The sequence below is a fragment of the Sphingomonas phyllosphaerae genome (assembly GCF_036946485.1).
GTDB classification, from domain to species: Bacteria; Pseudomonadota; Alphaproteobacteria; order Sphingomonadales; family Sphingomonadaceae; genus Sphingomonas; species Sphingomonas phyllosphaerae_E.
On the sequence record NZ_JAQIJA010000001.1, the window covers coordinates 845,335 to 859,668 of the forward strand.

At 64.1% G+C, this 14,334-nt stretch carries 27 protein-coding genes and 1 tRNA gene; 26 read left to right on the plus strand and 2 right to left on the minus strand.

What is annotated here, in order from left to right:
- Nucleotides 1-16: 16 nt before the first annotated feature.
- The 16 genes from PGN16_RS03960 to PGN16_RS04035 all read left to right on the plus strand — a co-directional run bounded on the left by PGN16_RS03960 (nucleotide 17) and on the right by PGN16_RS04035 (nucleotide 7,876).
- Nucleotides 17-736 (plus strand): DNA methyltransferase, encoded by a 720-nt coding sequence (locus tag PGN16_RS03960; protein ID WP_335308094.1) that lies wholly within the window; start codon nucleotides 17-19, stop codon nucleotides 734-736.
- A complete protein-coding gene (locus PGN16_RS03965) occupies nucleotides 733-1,155 on the plus strand; it encodes a DNA methyltransferase (protein ID WP_335308095.1) in 423 nt (140 codons plus the stop codon). Before PGN16_RS03960 ends, PGN16_RS03965 begins: the two co-directional genes overlap by 4 nt.
- A gap of 52 nt (nucleotides 1,156-1,207) precedes the next feature.
- Complete coding sequence (locus PGN16_RS03970; RefSeq protein ID WP_335308096.1) at nucleotides 1,208-1,885, plus strand: DNA-methyltransferase; 678 nt, start codon at nucleotides 1,208-1,210, stop codon at nucleotides 1,883-1,885.
- Nucleotides 1,886-1,896: 11 nt separating this feature from the next.
- Nucleotides 1,897-2,457 carry a MazG-like family protein gene (locus PGN16_RS03975; protein ID WP_335308097.1) on the plus strand — a complete coding sequence of 187 codons (561 nt, stop codon included), beginning with the start codon at nucleotides 1,897-1,899 and terminating at the stop codon, nucleotides 2,455-2,457.
- Nucleotides 2,458-2,855: 398 nt separating this feature from the next.
- Entirely contained in the window at nucleotides 2,856-3,203 is a 348-nt protein-coding gene (locus tag PGN16_RS03980; RefSeq protein WP_335308098.1) for a hypothetical protein, read from the plus strand.
- Complete coding sequence (locus PGN16_RS03985; protein WP_335308099.1) at nucleotides 3,203-3,412, plus strand: DUF2829 domain-containing protein; 210 nt, start codon at nucleotides 3,203-3,205, stop codon at nucleotides 3,410-3,412. The genes PGN16_RS03980 and PGN16_RS03985 overlap by 1 nt, the downstream gene beginning before the upstream one ends.
- Entirely contained in the window at nucleotides 3,409-3,798 is a 390-nt protein-coding gene (locus PGN16_RS03990) for a hypothetical protein (protein ID WP_335308100.1), read from the plus strand. Before PGN16_RS03985 ends, PGN16_RS03990 begins: the two co-directional genes overlap by 4 nt.
- The gene (locus tag PGN16_RS03995; RefSeq protein WP_335308101.1) at nucleotides 3,798-3,977 is read left to right on the plus strand and encodes a hypothetical protein; all 180 of its coding nucleotides are present in this window, start codon (nucleotides 3,798-3,800) and stop codon (nucleotides 3,975-3,977) included. The genes PGN16_RS03990 and PGN16_RS03995 overlap by 1 nt, the downstream gene beginning before the upstream one ends.
- Nucleotides 3,974-4,414, plus strand: coding sequence for a hypothetical protein (locus PGN16_RS04000; protein ID WP_335308102.1), 441 nt, complete (start codon nucleotides 3,974-3,976; stop codon nucleotides 4,412-4,414). Before PGN16_RS03995 ends, PGN16_RS04000 begins: the two co-directional genes overlap by 4 nt.
- Before the next feature lie 198 nt (nucleotides 4,415-4,612).
- A complete protein-coding gene (locus PGN16_RS04005; protein ID WP_335308103.1) occupies nucleotides 4,613-5,005 on the plus strand; it encodes a hypothetical protein in 393 nt (130 codons plus the stop codon).
- Entirely contained in the window at nucleotides 4,998-5,237 is a 240-nt protein-coding gene (locus PGN16_RS04010; RefSeq protein WP_335308104.1) for a hypothetical protein, read from the plus strand. Before PGN16_RS04005 ends, PGN16_RS04010 begins: the two co-directional genes overlap by 8 nt.
- Nucleotides 5,227-5,571, plus strand: a complete 345-nt coding sequence (locus tag PGN16_RS04015; protein WP_335308105.1) for a hypothetical protein — start codon at nucleotides 5,227-5,229, stop codon at nucleotides 5,569-5,571. Before PGN16_RS04010 ends, PGN16_RS04015 begins: the two co-directional genes overlap by 11 nt.
- Entirely contained in the window at nucleotides 5,571-5,831 is a 261-nt protein-coding gene (locus PGN16_RS04020; RefSeq protein ID WP_335308106.1) for a hypothetical protein, read from the plus strand. Before PGN16_RS04015 ends, PGN16_RS04020 begins: the two co-directional genes overlap by 1 nt.
- A gap of 47 nt (nucleotides 5,832-5,878) precedes the next feature.
- The gene (locus PGN16_RS04025) at nucleotides 5,879-6,139 is read left to right on the plus strand and encodes a hypothetical protein (protein WP_335308107.1); all 261 of its coding nucleotides are present in this window, start codon (nucleotides 5,879-5,881) and stop codon (nucleotides 6,137-6,139) included.
- The gene (locus PGN16_RS04030) at nucleotides 6,136-6,333 is read left to right on the plus strand and encodes a hypothetical protein (RefSeq protein WP_335308108.1); all 198 of its coding nucleotides are present in this window, start codon (nucleotides 6,136-6,138) and stop codon (nucleotides 6,331-6,333) included. The genes PGN16_RS04025 and PGN16_RS04030 overlap by 4 nt, the downstream gene beginning before the upstream one ends.
- 451 nt (nucleotides 6,334-6,784) lie before the next feature.
- Entirely contained in the window at nucleotides 6,785-7,876 is a 1,092-nt protein-coding gene (locus tag PGN16_RS04035) for a tyrosine-type recombinase/integrase (RefSeq protein ID WP_335308109.1), read from the plus strand.
- Nucleotides 7,877-8,162: 286 nt separating this feature from the next.
- On the opposite strand, the gene PGN16_RS04040 is transcribed toward PGN16_RS04035, so the two are convergent.
- Nucleotides 8,163-8,239, minus strand: a tRNA-Pro gene (locus tag PGN16_RS04040).
- A 130-nt stretch (nucleotides 8,240-8,369) separates the two neighbouring features.
- A complete protein-coding gene (locus tag PGN16_RS04045) occupies nucleotides 8,370-8,522 on the minus strand; it encodes a hypothetical protein (protein ID WP_335308110.1) in 153 nt (50 codons plus the stop codon).
- 114 nt (nucleotides 8,523-8,636) lie between these two features.
- Between PGN16_RS04045 and PGN16_RS04050 the strand changes: the two genes are divergently transcribed.
- From PGN16_RS04050 to PGN16_RS04095, 10 genes are all read left to right on the plus strand, one after another.
- The gene (locus tag PGN16_RS04050; protein ID WP_335308111.1) at nucleotides 8,637-8,939 is read left to right on the plus strand and encodes a hypothetical protein; all 303 of its coding nucleotides are present in this window, start codon (nucleotides 8,637-8,639) and stop codon (nucleotides 8,937-8,939) included.
- A gap of 182 nt (nucleotides 8,940-9,121) precedes the next feature.
- The gene (locus PGN16_RS04055; protein ID WP_335308112.1) at nucleotides 9,122-9,328 is read left to right on the plus strand and encodes a hypothetical protein; all 207 of its coding nucleotides are present in this window, start codon (nucleotides 9,122-9,124) and stop codon (nucleotides 9,326-9,328) included.
- A gap of 276 nt (nucleotides 9,329-9,604) precedes the next feature.
- Nucleotides 9,605-10,420, plus strand: coding sequence for a hypothetical protein (locus PGN16_RS04060; RefSeq protein ID WP_335308113.1), 816 nt, complete (start codon nucleotides 9,605-9,607; stop codon nucleotides 10,418-10,420).
- The gene (locus PGN16_RS04065) at nucleotides 10,417-11,568 is read left to right on the plus strand and encodes a DNA-methyltransferase (RefSeq protein WP_443019575.1); all 1,152 of its coding nucleotides are present in this window, start codon (nucleotides 10,417-10,419) and stop codon (nucleotides 11,566-11,568) included. Before PGN16_RS04060 ends, PGN16_RS04065 begins: the two co-directional genes overlap by 4 nt.
- A gap of 11 nt (nucleotides 11,569-11,579) precedes the next feature.
- Nucleotides 11,580-12,818, plus strand: a complete 1,239-nt coding sequence (locus tag PGN16_RS04070) for a MazG-like family protein (RefSeq protein ID WP_335308114.1) — start codon at nucleotides 11,580-11,582, stop codon at nucleotides 12,816-12,818.
- The gene (locus PGN16_RS04075) at nucleotides 12,818-12,958 is read left to right on the plus strand and encodes a hypothetical protein (protein ID WP_335308115.1); all 141 of its coding nucleotides are present in this window, start codon (nucleotides 12,818-12,820) and stop codon (nucleotides 12,956-12,958) included. The genes PGN16_RS04070 and PGN16_RS04075 overlap by 1 nt, the downstream gene beginning before the upstream one ends.
- Nucleotides 12,955-13,395, plus strand: coding sequence for a hypothetical protein (locus PGN16_RS04080; protein WP_335308116.1), 441 nt, complete (start codon nucleotides 12,955-12,957; stop codon nucleotides 13,393-13,395). The genes PGN16_RS04075 and PGN16_RS04080 overlap by 4 nt, the downstream gene beginning before the upstream one ends.
- Complete coding sequence (locus PGN16_RS04085; RefSeq protein ID WP_335308117.1) at nucleotides 13,392-13,673, plus strand: hypothetical protein; 282 nt, start codon at nucleotides 13,392-13,394, stop codon at nucleotides 13,671-13,673. The genes PGN16_RS04080 and PGN16_RS04085 overlap by 4 nt, the downstream gene beginning before the upstream one ends.
- A complete protein-coding gene (locus PGN16_RS04090; protein ID WP_335308118.1) occupies nucleotides 13,673-13,852 on the plus strand; it encodes a hypothetical protein in 180 nt (59 codons plus the stop codon). Before PGN16_RS04085 ends, PGN16_RS04090 begins: the two co-directional genes overlap by 1 nt.
- Complete coding sequence (locus PGN16_RS04095; protein ID WP_335308119.1) at nucleotides 13,842-14,255, plus strand: hypothetical protein; 414 nt, start codon at nucleotides 13,842-13,844, stop codon at nucleotides 14,253-14,255. The genes PGN16_RS04090 and PGN16_RS04095 overlap by 11 nt, the downstream gene beginning before the upstream one ends.
- The last annotated feature ends 79 nt before the right edge of the window (nucleotides 14,256-14,334 follow it).

Below are 14,334 nucleotides of genomic sequence, written 5' to 3' on the forward strand. Positions count from 1 at the left end.
ACCCCGGAGGTGTCCCATGTCGGGTAACTCTCCCCTCGACCAAGATGGGGGTGGGACTTGGCAGCGGCGTGAGGTCATCGGCAACGCGACGTTGTATCTGGGTGACTGTCGCGAGGTGCTGCCTGCGCTTGGTGGATTCGACCTGATAGATACCGATCCGCCTTACGGGATCGGAGCTGATCGCGGGGCTGGTGGTGGCGGCACCGACGCGAGCGGCCGCTATGCCCGCCGGCCGAAGCAATATGCGGGCGGCTGGGACGGTGAGCGCCCTGACGCTGCGACCTTCCAGTCGATCGTGAACGCCGGCAAGCACGCGATCATCTGGGGCGGAAACTATTTTGCGGACCTTCTTCCGCAGGGTGGTCGCTGGCTGTTCTGGGACAAGCTCAACTCCATGCCCTCGTATTCTGATGGAGAGATGGCTTGGACCAATATTCCCGGCGCATCTGTCAAGAAGTTTGCGCAGTGCAACAACGGGTTGGCTTCGCTTCGCGATGGCGAGCGCGTCCACCCGACACAGAAGCCGGTCAACGTCATGCTCTGGAGCCTGACCTTCGCACCGAAAGCGCGGACCGTCTGTGACCCTTTCATGGGTTCTGGATCAACCGGAGTGGCAGCCGTGCAGGACGGTCGCCTGTTCACCGGAATCGAGCGCGACCCCGCATTCTTCGACATCGCCTGCCGCCGCATCGAAGACGCCCAGCGACAGGGCAACCTCTTCGGAGATGCCGCATGACCTCCTCTGATACGAACTCGTCTGGGATGATGGGTGGGGGGCTCATTCGTCTGATCGAGGGCGACGCTCGCGAGATGCTGGCGACGCTGCCCGACCAAAGCGTGCATTGCTGCGTCACGTCGCCGCCGTACTTTGGCCTGCGCGACTATGGCGTGGCGGGGCAGATGGGGCTGGAGGAAACCCCAGAGGCGTTCGTCGCCGGTATGGTGGCGGTATTCCGCGAGGTGCGCCGCGTCCTGCGCGACGACGGCACGCTCTGGCTCAACATCGGCGACAGCTACGCAGGCGCGCGTGCCGGCCCTCAAGGATCGTCTGGCCAGATGGCTGACCGATCGGTAGCGGCTGCGCGCTGTCGGGAGGCCGGGCCTGAGGCAATTGCTCGCGGTAAGCGCGACGCGAAGCGCTGGGGCGGGGGGTAACAACCCGCACGGCGATGGCATCAAGCCGAAAGACCTGATCGGCATTCCGTGGATGCTGGCTTTCGCCCTGCGCGCTGACGGCTGGTATCTGCGTCAAGACATCATCTGGTCGAAGCCGAACCCCATGCCGGAGAGCGTGCAGGACCGCTGCACGAAGGCGCACGAGTACCTGTTCCTCCTGAGCAAGGGGCCGCGCTACTTCTTTGACCAAGCGGCAATAGCCGAACCGATCTCAGCAGCTTCGGAGGCCCGCCTATCGCAGAACGTCGATCTGCAGCGCGGCTCTGACCGCGTACCTGGGAAAACCAACGGCCCCATGAAGGCGGTCGGAAAGGGCAACGCGAAGACCTTCCGGGGGGGCGGCGTCTACACAGGCGGCAAGAGCTTCGACAACGCCTGCAGCAGCGAGCGCGATAGCCACGGCAATGCGCCGAACCTGACCGGCACCCGCAACAAGCGATCGGTCTGGGAGATTGCCACACAGCCTTTCAAGGAGGCGCACTTCGCAACGTTTCCGCCGGCGTTGGTTGAGCCCTGCATTCTCGCGGGCTGTCCGGCTGGCGGCACGGTGCTGGACCCGTTCTTCGGCGCGGGCACGACCGGGCTTGTCGCCGATCGCCTTCAACGCCGGTGCATCGGCATCGAATTGAACCCCACCTACGCGGAGATTGCTCGCCGTCGCCTCGCGGATGACCGCGGCGCACTGCTCGACGCGATCCTCGCCGCATGACGGAGCATCCCATGACCGACGCAACCCCGCTCGCGAGTGAGCAGATTACGCCCGAGACTTTTCTCGCCCAGCTTCGGCGCGTCAACACCGATCGCTATCAGGCGTGGATCGGTGACGCTGATGACGCTGGCATCCTGTTCGACGCCGCCGAGCTTGGTGGCGAGGTCGGCGAGCTGCTGAATGTCGTCAAGAAGTTGGAGCGTGAGGCGCGCGGCTGGCGTGGTTCGCGTGCGGCCCCCGAGGATTTCGCCGACGAATGCGCTGACGTGCTGATTTGCCTCGACAAGCTAGCGCGCCGCATGGACGTGGACCTTGAAGCGGCCACCATCCGCAAATTCAACGCCACCAGCGACAAGGTGGGCTTGCCCCAGCGCCTATCCGCCACCCCCGTACCTGGCGATCAGGACGCATCGCAGGCGCAGGGGGAGCGTCTCCGCGAGGTGATCTACCGCTATCAATGCGATGCAGGTCTTGCGCCAGACGATGCAGCCGCAGACGCGGATGGTATCGTTGAGGCGTACCTCGCCGCCCCCCGGTGCGACGGCGCAGGATGGGGAGCTGACGGCGGATGAGCGCCGCCTTGAAGACCTGAAGCAGATGGCGGCTTATGCCGGGCCGATCGTGTCGTTTGACTTGCGCGAGCCGTACTATCTCGCGTCCTGCGATCGGTGCGGATGGGTCGGGTCGTCGGAATTGTGCGGCACCGATAGCTGGGGAGACGACAGCGACGTGTATTGCCCGCGTTGCCACGCCTCAGGTGCTGACTGCGGCAAGGTTGCCGAGCGCATTGCCATCCCGACGCCGACTATCCCGGCGGACATGGTGGCGGACTTGTGCCGTGAGCGCTTTGTCGAGCCGAACGACGATTGGGATAAGGGGTGGAACGCAGCGCTGGAAAGCCTGCTCGCCGCCGCACCCAAGCAAGCAGAGCAGATGACGGCGCAGGAGTGGATGCGGCAAAAGTACGACGATGCTGGCTTTCCCCGGCACCTACACTTTCTACGACTATTCCAGCGCGGATATGCTTGCAGCTTTCATCGCAGGAGAAAGCTGCGGGCAGACGACAATGGCAATGGATGCAGCGCCAAAAGACGGCACGATGCTTCGCCTGTTGGTCGATTACACCGATGGCGGTGGACCGCTGGACGACGCCCTGACCGCGTGGACGATCGGCTTCAACGACCTCGTCAACACCGGCGTGGACGAATGGAAATTCGCTGGCTGGTGCTGGACCCACGATCACTTTTCGCAGGGTAGCGGCACGCCTGTCGGCTGGCTTCCTTGGTCCAACCCCTCGACGGGCGGAGATGAGCAATGATGACTTTCGGAGAAGCTGTCGAAGCGATGATCGAAGATCACAAGGTCGCACGCGCCGGATGGAACGGCAAGGGCATGTATGTCTATCTGGTCTGCGCGGCGGGCTTTGAACCGGCCCTATATCTGCATACCGCGATCGGTACGGAACAGCCGGGCTGGAACGCTTCGACGCCCGACGTTCTGGCACGCGACTGGATGGTGCTGGCATGAGGGATAAGGACGCATCGCAGGTGGCGGAGCGGTGGCGTGAGCGCTGGTATGGATCGGAGCCACAGAAAGGGTCCGCTATCACCGATGAACTCGGCAATCTGATTGCCTATTTTGGCGGTGACGAAACTGCGCACGCCGAAGTCACGAAGATCGTGTCGGCGCATAACGCAACTCTCTCCGCCGCACCCAAGCAAGCAGAGCAGCAGGGGGTGGAGGCGTTGCGATCGGCGCTGGAGGAAGCGGTCGGCGTGCTTGAACGACTGCCTTACGGCGATTGGCCGGGCAAGATGTACAGCGGCAAGACGGTTGCTGCGAACGCCCTGATCCGCCGCGCACGTCGCGCCCTGAACGCCCCCACTGGTGCGGTCGAGAAGGAGCGCGGATGATGCCAAAACCGTGGACCCTTTGGGAATGCTGCACCTGTCACAAGCGACATGCAGATTACGACGCAGCCGCCAAGTGCGAAACGAACCACATCGCCGACAATGCCATGAATGGCTTCAAGGAAAGACTTGATGTGATCTTCAGCAATCGTGGTGCGGTCGAGAAGGGAGAGGCGAAGTGAGCGAACGTCTTGATGCCGCCTTCGCAGCGGCACGCGACCATCTGGCAGAGAAGGATCAGCGCATCGAGTTTCTCGAAGCGGCAATGGGGACCGTATTCGTCAACCTGCGCCGCGCGCCGGAGAAGGCGATGGCTGTTGCGACGTTCGCCAGCGCCATCATGCGCGGTGTGTCGTTGCAGGAAGCGGTAGCGGAAGCGGAGAAGGCGGACGATCCGTCATCTATCGTGGAAGTCACCACCCCCTCGCAGGGGCTGGACGCGGCTACGGTCGAGCGGTGCGCGCAGGTGGCGGAGACGCAGACCGAGCGCAGCAATCGTGACGACGAGAGCGACGAGGCCATGCAGTACGGCGCAGGATACGAGCAGGGTTGCGCTGACGCAGCCGCCGCCATCCGCGCCCTCGCCACCGAACCACACCAGCATGGGGGGAAGGCATGATGGCATACGCAAACCCTTGGACCGGAAAGCCCGTCGACAGGATCAGCGATCTACTCCCGCATCCGAACGGCAACACCTGCAATGAATGCGGATCGCCGTGCATCGACAACTGCTTCATGTGTGGCGCGCCTCAATGCTGTCCGTCGTGCTGCTATGACGACGCGCAATCCACCCCGCACCAAGGCACCGGGGAGAAGCATGGTGGATAAGCTGGAGGCGGGAGAGGCCATCACCGAATTGCAGGCTCGCTGGGCGCGCGCCGCGGCGTACCTGAGTGAGCGCGGTTGGCCAGAGGATCACGACACGATCGGCTATCCAGCGGTCGTCGGCCTTCTTGCCGGATACGAGCGCATCCACGCCACCCCCACAGAAGATGCGCGGGAGCGGGTTAAGGTGCTGGAGGAGGCGCTGGAGGCGATCCGTGACGGCGATGTGCCGCGGCCAGTTCACTGTCATTGGCGGGCTGACGGGAAGCCTAGCAAACTCGATGAGTGCAAGCACGGCGTGACCATGAGCGAAGACTGCGCTGGCTGTACCGCCGAGTTCATCGACACCGCCCTCGGCAATAAGGAGACGGATCATCATGGGTGAGAGCATCGCGGAGGTGGCGGCGATCGCGGCTAAGCTGACGAAGGCGCAGCGGGAGTTCCTCGTGGAGCGCCCGTACAACTACTTCTTCGTGGAGGGGTACAAGCCGGGCGACAAGCTGGTGAAGCTCGGCATCCTCGACCGTCAGCGCATCGGGCTCGGTGATCGTGTCGTCATCACAATGCACGGCATCGCCGTCCGCAACCACCTGGAGGCCACCGACCATGCCCGCTGACGCTGCTGAGATCGTGCGCTTGGCTGACAGGGTCGAGCAGGCAACGGGTCCGGATCGCGAGTTGGACCAGGCTATCTGGTTCGCCCTGTTCGGGCCGGACAAGGACATGCACCGCATAATTGCGCGGGGATCGTTCAATTACACCGCCTCTCTCGACGCCTCCATGACGCTGGCCCCGGAGGGGTTGTGGAAGCGGATCAACGTAGACCCGTATGGCCGCGCAAACATCCGCTTAGGCGACGCTTGCGCAGTTACCGCTGCCACATCCGCGCTTGCTCTCACCGCAGCCGCCTTGCGCGCCCGAGCAGCTCAACACGAGCATGAGGTGGGGTGATGGACAATCCTTTCGCTGGGCCGTTCGGCGGATTGCGCCTAATCGCCACCGACCTGATGGTTATCGGCCCATTTGAGGATTGGTCGCAGGTGAGGTCACCCGGTCGCGCTCGACGTCGCCGCGCCAAGCACAAGCAGCGCATCCGATTCTACCACAAGCCTGATCCGAACGTGATGCACGATCGCGTCAACGGTGTGATTTATGGCCACCCGGCAACGCTGGATCACCTGCGTCGCACGCTTGAAGCCCGTCCCGCATGACCCCCTCTCTTACCCCTCCCGCCTATGTGTCGAAAGGACGAGATGTGGTGACGCCGTCCCAGAGATCGCTGCTGCTGTCGCTGGGAGCCCCTGACAGGCACGGCCTGCGCCACACGCGGCCGGTCGCGCGCGAGCGGCAATCGGGCTGGCTGCAATCGGCGCTGGCGCTGTTCCGCCGCGGCTATCTCGAAAAGCACCACGAGGATGGCACGCACGCGATCGGCGACGGGGCGGGGCGCGTCTGGTTGACGCTGACGGCCGCCGGCGAGGCGCTGCGCGACAAAATCTCGAAGGAAGGTGACCAATGACCGCCGCTGCGAAGACAGCATATCCGCGCCGTTCTGTAATCGAGCGCGCGATCGCCGCGGCGAAAGCCGCCGGCATCAAGGTCGGCGGGTTCGAGGTCGATCCCGACGGCACTGTTCGCATCCTGTCCGAGCGCGTCTCACCGACATCTGATGACGCATACGCGCGCTGGAAGGCGAAGGGCGGGCCGCGCTGATGATGACCGACGCTGAAGCCGGCCGCTTCTGGGCCAAAGTCGATAGACGGGTGCCAGACCAGTGCTGGCCGTGGCAGAACGCCAAGACGCCTGCTGGTTACGGTAAGATGGGGCTCCGTCGTGTGACCCGGTATGCGCATCACTTGTCGCTTGAGCTCAGTGGCCGTCCCCGACCGAGCCCTCAGGCGATCGCGCTTCACTCCTGCGACAACCCGTCCTGCGTGAACCCCTCACATCTATCTTGGGGAACGCAGGCCGAGAATATGCAGCAGGCGATCACCCGCGGGCGCGCGCCGCACGTTGGCCGGGTCAGCGGCACAAAGAACGGTAACGCCGTCCTTGATGAGGAAAAGGTTGCGCTCATCCGCTCGGCGGGCGGCAGTCAGCGCCAGATCGCTGAGAGCTTTGGTGTTAGCCGAAGTCTCGTCAGCCAGATTCGAAGCGGAACAGCATGGAGGCACTCGTGCCAGCCGGACTGCATATAGTCACCAAGCGCCGCCCGGGCAAAACGCTGATCCACTACGTTTACGCTTGGCGCGGCGGGCCGTTGATCCACCGCGCCGAGGGGCCGCGGCCGCGGGTCACCGCAGCGATCACCGATGCCGCCGCCGAGGCGCGCGCGGCCGGCCGGACAGACGGGCCGCAGAGCCCAACCATCATGAACCTGATCAAGTCGTTCTGCGCTGCGCCGGAGTTCACCAAGCTCGCCAGGTCGACGCAGACCTCGCACAACACCTGGCTGAAGCGGATTGAGGAGCGGTTTGGCGACGCCCCGCTGTCCGTCTTCGAAGATCGCCGGGTGCGTGCCGACATCATGGACTGGCGAGACCAGTGGTCCGACAAGCCGCGCAGCGCCGACGCGGCCATGCAGACCTTCACCCGGCTGCTCAGCTGGGGCTATGACCGCGGCAAGCTGCGCGAGAACGTCGCAAAGGGCATCGGCCAGCTCTACGACAACAACCGCTCGGACGTGATCTGGGAAGCTGACGACTTCGAGAAGGTCGCTGCCGTCGCTTCGGTCGAGGTCAACGAGGGCGTCGCGCTCGCCGCGTTCACCGGCCTGCGTCGCGGCGATCTGGTCAAGCTGCCCTGGGCCGCGATCGGTGAGCACGCGATCGTGTGGAAGACGAACAAGAGCCGTGGCCGCAATCTCGCAACGGTGCCCCTGCTGCCTGAGACGAAAGCGCTGCTCGCGCGCATCAAGGAGCGACACGCCGCCGAGATGGCCAAGCTCGAGCCTGACAAGCGCCGACCGCTGCCGGAGACGGTGCTGTCGAATAGCCGGTGGCAGCCGTGGAGTCCGACCGGCTTCGGCTCGCGCTTCGATGACGCGAAGAAGGCCGCCGGCATCGACAAGCACCTTCACGACCTTCGCGGCACCTTCGTGACCCGCTGCTGCATCGCGGGGCTCAACGACCGCGAGATCGCCGACATCGTGGGATGGGACACGAAGGACGTCGCCGCGATCAGAGCGAAATATGCGGATCAGGCGAGGGTGGTTGTGGCCATTGGCGAGCGGCTCGCCCGGGCGGCAATCGCATGAGGCGCAAATCGTCCGAGGTAGCGCGACGCTCGCTTGTGCAGGGGGGTGAAGTCGCTTGGCAGCTATACCAAGCAGCGTTCGCTCTCCGCTGCGCAGCCGATGAAGTCAGCATGCTCGGAGAGGAGGAACTGGCCCGCAATCTGCACCGGAATGCCCGTCGCTTGGACGCGCGACGAGGCCGATTGACGCGGCGACAACCTGCCTTCGAAAACAGGCAAAGCTCCGCCGACGTGTAAACCGGGGTGTAAACCGGCCTACGAGGCAGAGTAAGAAATGGCGGAAAAGGTGGTCGGGGAGACAGGATTCGAACCTGCGACATCCTGCTCCCAAAGCAGGCGCGCTACCAGACTGCGCCACTCCCCGACGCTGTTTTCCCCCTAGGCGCAGAGGGGGCAGGGGCGCAACCCGCTTGTTTCGTACCGGCATCCAACGGCGGAACGCGGCAAGAACGCTGCACTAGCAGTCCCGGAATAGTCCCGAAGCGCCGAGCGGCTCATTTTCCGCGCCGCTCAAGCTCGCTTTCAATCGCGTCGCGCATGAAGCTGACTTGGTTTTCGCCATCGGTCAGTGCGGCCTTGATGCGCGCCAGCGTGCCTTCGCGCAGCGCGACCTCTCGCTTCTCGGGATATTCCAGCTTCCGACCCACGCGCGGCCCACTAGCGCCGCCATGATCTGCTGTCGAGGCAATTAGCATATGCTTTTTCGCTTGATGGGGAAAGGCATATGCTTTAAATAGAGCATATGCTTTTCGGAGGCAAGAATGTCTGACGCAACTCCCGGACCTTGGATCGACAGCGACGGCACGACGACCGGACGTGTCGTCACCGCACCCGGTCAGCCCAAAGTTCGCCGCAATGTTGCAGTGTGCGGCGGACCGAACCGTGTTGCTAACGCGAGGTTGATTGCTGCTGCGCCTGATCTTCTGGAGGCCGTCGCAGCTTTCATTGCCTACGACGAGGGCGACGATGATGCGCCTGACGCCGGTGTGCGGATGATGATCGACTACGATCACGCCTTGACGCTCGCCCGCGCCGCCATCGCCAAAGCGCGAGGTGAGGCATGACCCGCCCGACCGCAATGGCGCCTGACGCCTCTACCTCTCCCGTCGGACATACGCCGGGGCCTTGGGGCTGCCAGCCTGTTGAGCGTGACGGTCCTGACCGCGGGGTCACGATCATCGGTCTGCGGCTTGATAGTGACGGCACGCCACTGGACTCGCCTACGAACGGGCTAGTCGGCGCGGCGTTGCCGTGGCCGACCGAGATCGACAGCGGCGATATGAGCCGCGTTGAAGCAAACGCCCGCCTGATGGCCGCCGCGCCTGAGTTGCTGGAGGCGCTGGAGTGCATGGTCGCAACCTACGCGGACATGCAGGACGGCAACGGCGATCCGTGTCCTGACGTGATCGCCGCCCGCGCCGCCATCGCCAAAGCTCAGGGAGAGCAGGCATGAGCCAGTGGCAGCCGATTGAGACTGCGCCGAAGGATGGGACGCGGGTTCTGCTTTGGCTCCGTGCCCCTTGGTCGTGCGTCGAGGCGGCGCAATGGTATGAGCCTTGGGGAGTGTGGATCACCGACCGCGCCTTTCCAGAGCCGGACGGTGAGATGTCCGGCATCGGGCGCTTGGTGCCCACGCACTGGATGCCCCTCCCTCCCGCCCCGGAGGTGTCCCATGTCGGGTAACTCTCCCCTCGACCAAGATGGGGGCTGGACCGGGCTTCAGTTCGAGATGTTCCCGGTCGAGCGCCCGACGCCGGAGCAGGTGATTGCCGCTGCGATCGCGCATGAGCCAGTCGCCATCTATGCGCTGTTCTCAGGCGGAGACGGAAGCCTGCGCGCAACGCATTGGGCGATGAACAACGTGCCCGGCTGCCGGGTCGCTCACATCAACACCGGGATCGGTCTTGACGCGACCCGGCGCTTTGTCCGTGAGACGTGCGTTCGGCACGGCTGGGACCTGACCGAAATCCGCGCCAAGGAGGACTGCGGGCAGGATTACGACCGCATCGTGCTTGAGCATGGCTTTCCGGGGCCGGCGTCGCACCGTTACATGTACATCCAGCTTAAGGAGCGCGCGATTGAGGAACTGGTCCGCCGCTCGAAGGCGCGCGGCACTGGCGAGAAGGTCATGCTGCTTACCGGCATCCAGCACGACGATAGCACGCGTCGCAGCGGCTACGGCGGGCGCGAGATCACCTTCAATAAGGCGCAGATGTGGGTCAATCACATGTACTGGACCGATAAGTCATCGGTGTATCACTACCTGCGCGACAATCAGATCCGCCGCAACCCGGTGTCCGTCGCACTCGGCATGTCCGGCGAATGCGGATGTGGGGCCTTCGCCGACGTCGGCGAGCTTGCGATCTGGACGCGGGAAGACCCGGCGTTTGGCGAGCGCATCGACCGTCTCCAGCACGAAGCCGCCGCGCGTGGTGTTCACTGCCGCTGGGAAGGTCGCCCGCCTCGCGATCGCGACGACACGCAGACGCAGGACATGTTCTCGCCGCTCTGCACCAACTGCATCAAATCGAGGATGGCCGCATGACCTCCTCTGATACGAACTCGTCTGGGATGATGGGTGGGGGGCTCATTCGTCTGATCGAGGGCGACGCTCGCGAGATGCTGGCGACGCTGCCCGACCAAAGCGTGCATTGCTGCGTCACGTCGCCGCCGTACTTTGGCCTGCGCGACTATGGCGTGGCGGGGCAGATGGGGCTGGAGGAAACCCCAGAGGCGTTCGTCGCCGGTATGGTGGCGGTATTCCGCGAGGTGCGCCGCGTCCTGCGCGACGACGGCACGCTCTGGCTCAACATCGGCGACAGCTACGCAGGCGCGCGTGCCGGCCCTCAAGGATCGTCTGGCCAGATGGCTGACCGATCGGTAGCGGCTGCGCGCTGTCGGGAGGCCGGGCCTGAGGCAATTGCTCGCGGTAAGCGCGACGCGAAGCGCTGGGGCTGGGGTAACAACCCGCACGGCGATGGCATCAAGCCGAAAGACCTGATCGGCATTCCGTGGATGCTGGCTTTCGCCCTGCGCGCTGACGGCTGGTATCTGCGTCAAGACATCATCTGGTCGAAGCCGAACCCCATGCCGGAGAGCGTGCAGGACCGCTGCACGAAGGCGCACGAGTACCTGTTCCTCCTGAGCAAGGGGCCGCGCTACTTCTTTGACCAAGCGGCAATAGCCGAACCGATCTCAGCAGCTTCGGAGGCCCGCCTATCGCAGAACGTCGATCTGCAGCGCGGCTCTGACCGCGTACCTGGGAAAACCAACGGCCCCATGAAGGCGGTCGGAAAGGGCAACGCGAAGACCTTCCGGGGGGGCGGCGTCTACACAGGCGGCAAGAGCTTCGACAACGCCTGCAGCAGCGAGCGCGATAGCCACGGCAATGCGCCGAACCTGACCGGCACCCGCAACAAGCGATCGGTCTGGGAGATTGCCACACAGCCTTTCAAGGAGGCGCACTTCGCAACGTTTCCGCCGGCGTTGGTTGAGCCCTGCATTCTCGCGGGCTGTCCGGCTGGCGGCACGGTGCTGGACCCGTTCTTCGGCGCGGGCACGACCGGGCTTGTCGCCGATCGCCTTCAACGCCGGTGCATCGGCATCGAATTGAACCCCACCTACGCGGAGATTGCTCGCCGTCGCCTCGCGGATGACCGCGGCGCACTGCTCGACGCGATCCTCGCCGCATGACGGAGCATCCCATGACCGACGCAACCCCGCTCGCGAGTGAGCAGATTACGCCCGAGACTTTTCTCGCCCAGCTTCGGCGCGTCAACACCGATCGCTATCAGGCGTGGATCGGTGACGCTGATGACGCTGGCATCCTGTTCGACGCCGCCGAGCTTGGTGGCGAGGTCGGCGAGCTGCTGAATGTCGTCAAGAAGTTGGAGCGTGAGGCGCGCGGCTGGCGTGGTTCGCGTGCGGCCCCCGAGGATTTCGCCGACGAATGCGCTGACGTGCTGATTTGCCTCGACAAGCTAGCGCGCCGCATGGACGTGGACCTTGAAGCGGCCACCATCCGCAAATTCAACGCCACCAGCGACAAGGTGGGCTTGCCCCAGCGCCTATCCGCCACCCCCGTACCTGGCGATCAGGACGCATCGCAGGCGCAGGGGGAGGTGCCCGCATGGCAGGAGGTGTTGGACGCGCAGGAAGCTGAGTGCCGCCAGTTGCGCAAGGCGCTGATCGCGATGGGCCGCATGATCCCCGGCGTGCTGCTGGCGGATGATGTGTCGTCTGACTTCCTCGCCACGCTGCCTGACGAAATGGCGCACTACCACCTCCACTCCGCCCCCGGTGCGACGGCGCAGGATGGGGTGGAAGTCGATGACGATGGCCCATGCACTACCTGTGACGATACAGGCATGACGATTCAGACCGAGCGACCATGCGCGTGTGAGGAAGGTGATCAATTTCGCACCCCGACGCCGACTATCCCGGCGGGCATGGTGGCGTGGAATGGCGGTGACAGCGCGCCCGAGGATTGGGACTTCGAGCAGCCCGTGCTGCTACGAGATGGCTACAAGGTCAAAGCGAAATCTCTGCATTGGGGCCACAACAATTATCTAGACGGTCGGCGAGATGTGATCGCCTACACCCCGCTCGCCGCCGCACCCAAGCAAGCAGAGCAGCAGGGGGTGGAGCGGGCGCAAGAAGCGCTGGATGAAGCCTGTGCACTCATTCAGGAGGCGAAGGGCTTTGCTGGACCGGGTTATATAACTGACCACCTCGACTTTGCAGAGTCATGGCTCAACGAAATCAACCTCGCCGCCCTGAACGCCCCCACAGGTGCGGTCGAGAGGGAGCCAGGCTGCGAGAGCGTGCTTACCGCACTCCGCAATCTTCGCCGATCAATTGAAGAGACAGGCGCAAAGCATAGCACGCCCGCTCTTAAAGAGGCGTTCGATCAAGCCACCATTGTTCTCGGGAGGGGCTACTGATGTTGTCGTTCGACGAATTGTGCAGCCAGTTCCACGCGACAGCCGAGGAACGCGATGCGCTGGCGTGGCATCTCGCCATGTTCCGTGCTCGGAAAACCTACGACGCCTTGCGTGCGGTCGAGAAGGGAGAGGCGAAGTGAGCGAACGTCTTGATGCCGCCTTTGCAGCAGCCCGCGATCATCTGGCCGAGAAAGATCAGCGCATCCAGTTTCTCGAAACGGCGATGGCAACCGTGTTCGTCAACCTTCGCCGCGCTCCGGAGAAGGCGATGGCCGTTGCGACGTTCGCCAGCGCCATCATACGCGGTGTGTCGGTGCAGGAAGCGGTAGCGGAAGCGGAGAAGGCGGACGATCCGTCATCTATCGTGGAAGTCACCACCCCCTCGCAGGGGCTGGACGCGGCTACGGTCGAGCGGTGCGCGCAGGTGGCGGATGACGTGTGGAAGTCCGCAGCGGCGTCGGTCGCATCAGGTGGTGGGCTCACGGCGCGCGGTCGAGCGGCGATTGCTGACGATATTCGCTGTCGCATCCGCGCCCTCGCCACCGATACGCACCAGCACGGGGGGAAGGGAGCGTGAGCTACGCATCCGAACAAGGCGTCCTTAATGGACAGTGGAATGCCGCCGAAATGGCGTTCCAAGCAGAATGCGAGCGAGCCCGCCCGTTCATGCTGTTGAAGCCGCGCATGTTCCCCGATGGGGGGCAATGGTGCGCGCTATACGGCGACAATTTGCAAGAGGGGGTCGCGGGGTTCGGCAATACACCGGATGCCGCCTCACGTGCATTTGACGTTGAGTGGACAACCCGCACTCTTACCCCGCACCAGCACGGCGCGGGCAACGGGGAGAAGCGGTGATGGCCTGCTATACCTTGAAGGAGCGAGTGGCTGGCGGGCTGGCAATCCTCGGCTGCGTATTCGCCGGGGTAGCAATCACCACCGATCCTTTTGGTCAGATCGGGATCGGCCTCCTGAGCGCCGGATATGCACTGAACCGATACACTCAAAAGGGCAACGGGGAGAAGCATGGTGGATAAGCTGGAGGATCAAGCCGATTACGCCGAGGCCGCGCGCGTGCCGTTCGAAGCGAGCCGCGACCGCTTCATGCGGGTCGAGCAATGCTACGAGGCGATCGACGCACTTGTGCAGGCCGGCTACATCACGGACCCCACCCCCACAGAAGATGCGCGGGAGCGGGTTAAGGTGCTGGAGGAGGTGCTGGAGGAAGCTGTCAGCGTGCTTGAACGGCTGCCCTACGGCGATTGGCCCGGCAAGATGTACAGCGGCAAGGTTGCGGCTGCCAATGGCCTGATCCGCCGCGCCCGCACCGCCCTCGGCAATAAGCAAACACCTCTTTCTCTATCCGATGCGGATGCCGGAAACCCGCAGAAATCCGCGCCTCCCGCCCTCGGCAATAAGGAGACGGATCGTCATGGGTGAGAGCATCGCGGAGGTGGCGGCGGGGCTGAGTGGGCACGACGCCGATATGATCGCAGGAGCATGGCAAGGGTCCAGCGGC

Excerpts from the sequence above, each read along its gene's own strand:
- PGN16_RS03960 (WP_335308094.1), top strand. The coding sequence starts at position 17 with ATGTCGGGTAACTCTCCCCTCGACCAAGATGGGGGTGGGACTTGGCAG.
- PGN16_RS03965 (WP_335308095.1), top strand. The coding sequence starts at position 733 with ATGACCTCCTCTGATACGAACTCGTCTGGGATGATGGGTGGGGGGCTC.
- PGN16_RS03970 (WP_335308096.1), top strand. The coding sequence starts at position 1,208 with ATGCTGGCTTTCGCCCTGCGCGCTGACGGCTGGTATCTGCGTCAAGAC.
- PGN16_RS03975 (WP_335308097.1), top strand. The coding sequence starts at position 1,897 with ATGACCGACGCAACCCCGCTCGCGAGTGAGCAGATTACGCCCGAGACT.
- PGN16_RS03980 (WP_335308098.1), top strand. The coding sequence starts at position 2,856 with ATGCTGGCTTTCCCCGGCACCTACACTTTCTACGACTATTCCAGCGCG.
- PGN16_RS03985 (WP_335308099.1), top strand. The coding sequence starts at position 3,203 with ATGACTTTCGGAGAAGCTGTCGAAGCGATGATCGAAGATCACAAGGTC.
- PGN16_RS03990 (WP_335308100.1), top strand. The coding sequence starts at position 3,409 with ATGAGGGATAAGGACGCATCGCAGGTGGCGGAGCGGTGGCGTGAGCGC.
- PGN16_RS03995 (WP_335308101.1), top strand. The coding sequence starts at position 3,798 with ATGCCAAAACCGTGGACCCTTTGGGAATGCTGCACCTGTCACAAGCGA.
- PGN16_RS04005 (WP_335308103.1), top strand. The coding sequence starts at position 4,613 with ATGGTGGATAAGCTGGAGGCGGGAGAGGCCATCACCGAATTGCAGGCT.
- PGN16_RS04010 (WP_335308104.1), top strand. The coding sequence starts at position 4,998 with ATGGGTGAGAGCATCGCGGAGGTGGCGGCGATCGCGGCTAAGCTGACG.
- PGN16_RS04015 (WP_335308105.1), top strand. The coding sequence starts at position 5,227 with ATGCCCGCTGACGCTGCTGAGATCGTGCGCTTGGCTGACAGGGTCGAG.
- PGN16_RS04020 (WP_335308106.1), top strand. The coding sequence starts at position 5,571 with ATGGACAATCCTTTCGCTGGGCCGTTCGGCGGATTGCGCCTAATCGCC.
- PGN16_RS04030 (WP_335308108.1), top strand. The coding sequence starts at position 6,136 with ATGACCGCCGCTGCGAAGACAGCATATCCGCGCCGTTCTGTAATCGAG.
- PGN16_RS04035 (WP_335308109.1), top strand. The coding sequence starts at position 6,785 with ATGGAGGCACTCGTGCCAGCCGGACTGCATATAGTCACCAAGCGCCGC.
- PGN16_RS04050 (WP_335308111.1), top strand. The coding sequence starts at position 8,637 with ATGTCTGACGCAACTCCCGGACCTTGGATCGACAGCGACGGCACGACG.
- PGN16_RS04060 (WP_335308113.1), top strand. The coding sequence starts at position 9,605 with ATGTTCCCGGTCGAGCGCCCGACGCCGGAGCAGGTGATTGCCGCTGCG.
- PGN16_RS04065 (WP_443019575.1), top strand. The coding sequence starts at position 10,417 with ATGACCTCCTCTGATACGAACTCGTCTGGGATGATGGGTGGGGGGCTC.
- PGN16_RS04070 (WP_335308114.1), top strand. The coding sequence starts at position 11,580 with ATGACCGACGCAACCCCGCTCGCGAGTGAGCAGATTACGCCCGAGACT.
- PGN16_RS04075 (WP_335308115.1), top strand. The coding sequence starts at position 12,818 with ATGTTGTCGTTCGACGAATTGTGCAGCCAGTTCCACGCGACAGCCGAG.
- PGN16_RS04090 (WP_335308118.1), top strand. The coding sequence starts at position 13,673 with ATGGCCTGCTATACCTTGAAGGAGCGAGTGGCTGGCGGGCTGGCAATC.
- PGN16_RS04095 (WP_335308119.1), top strand. The coding sequence starts at position 13,842 with ATGGTGGATAAGCTGGAGGATCAAGCCGATTACGCCGAGGCCGCGCGC.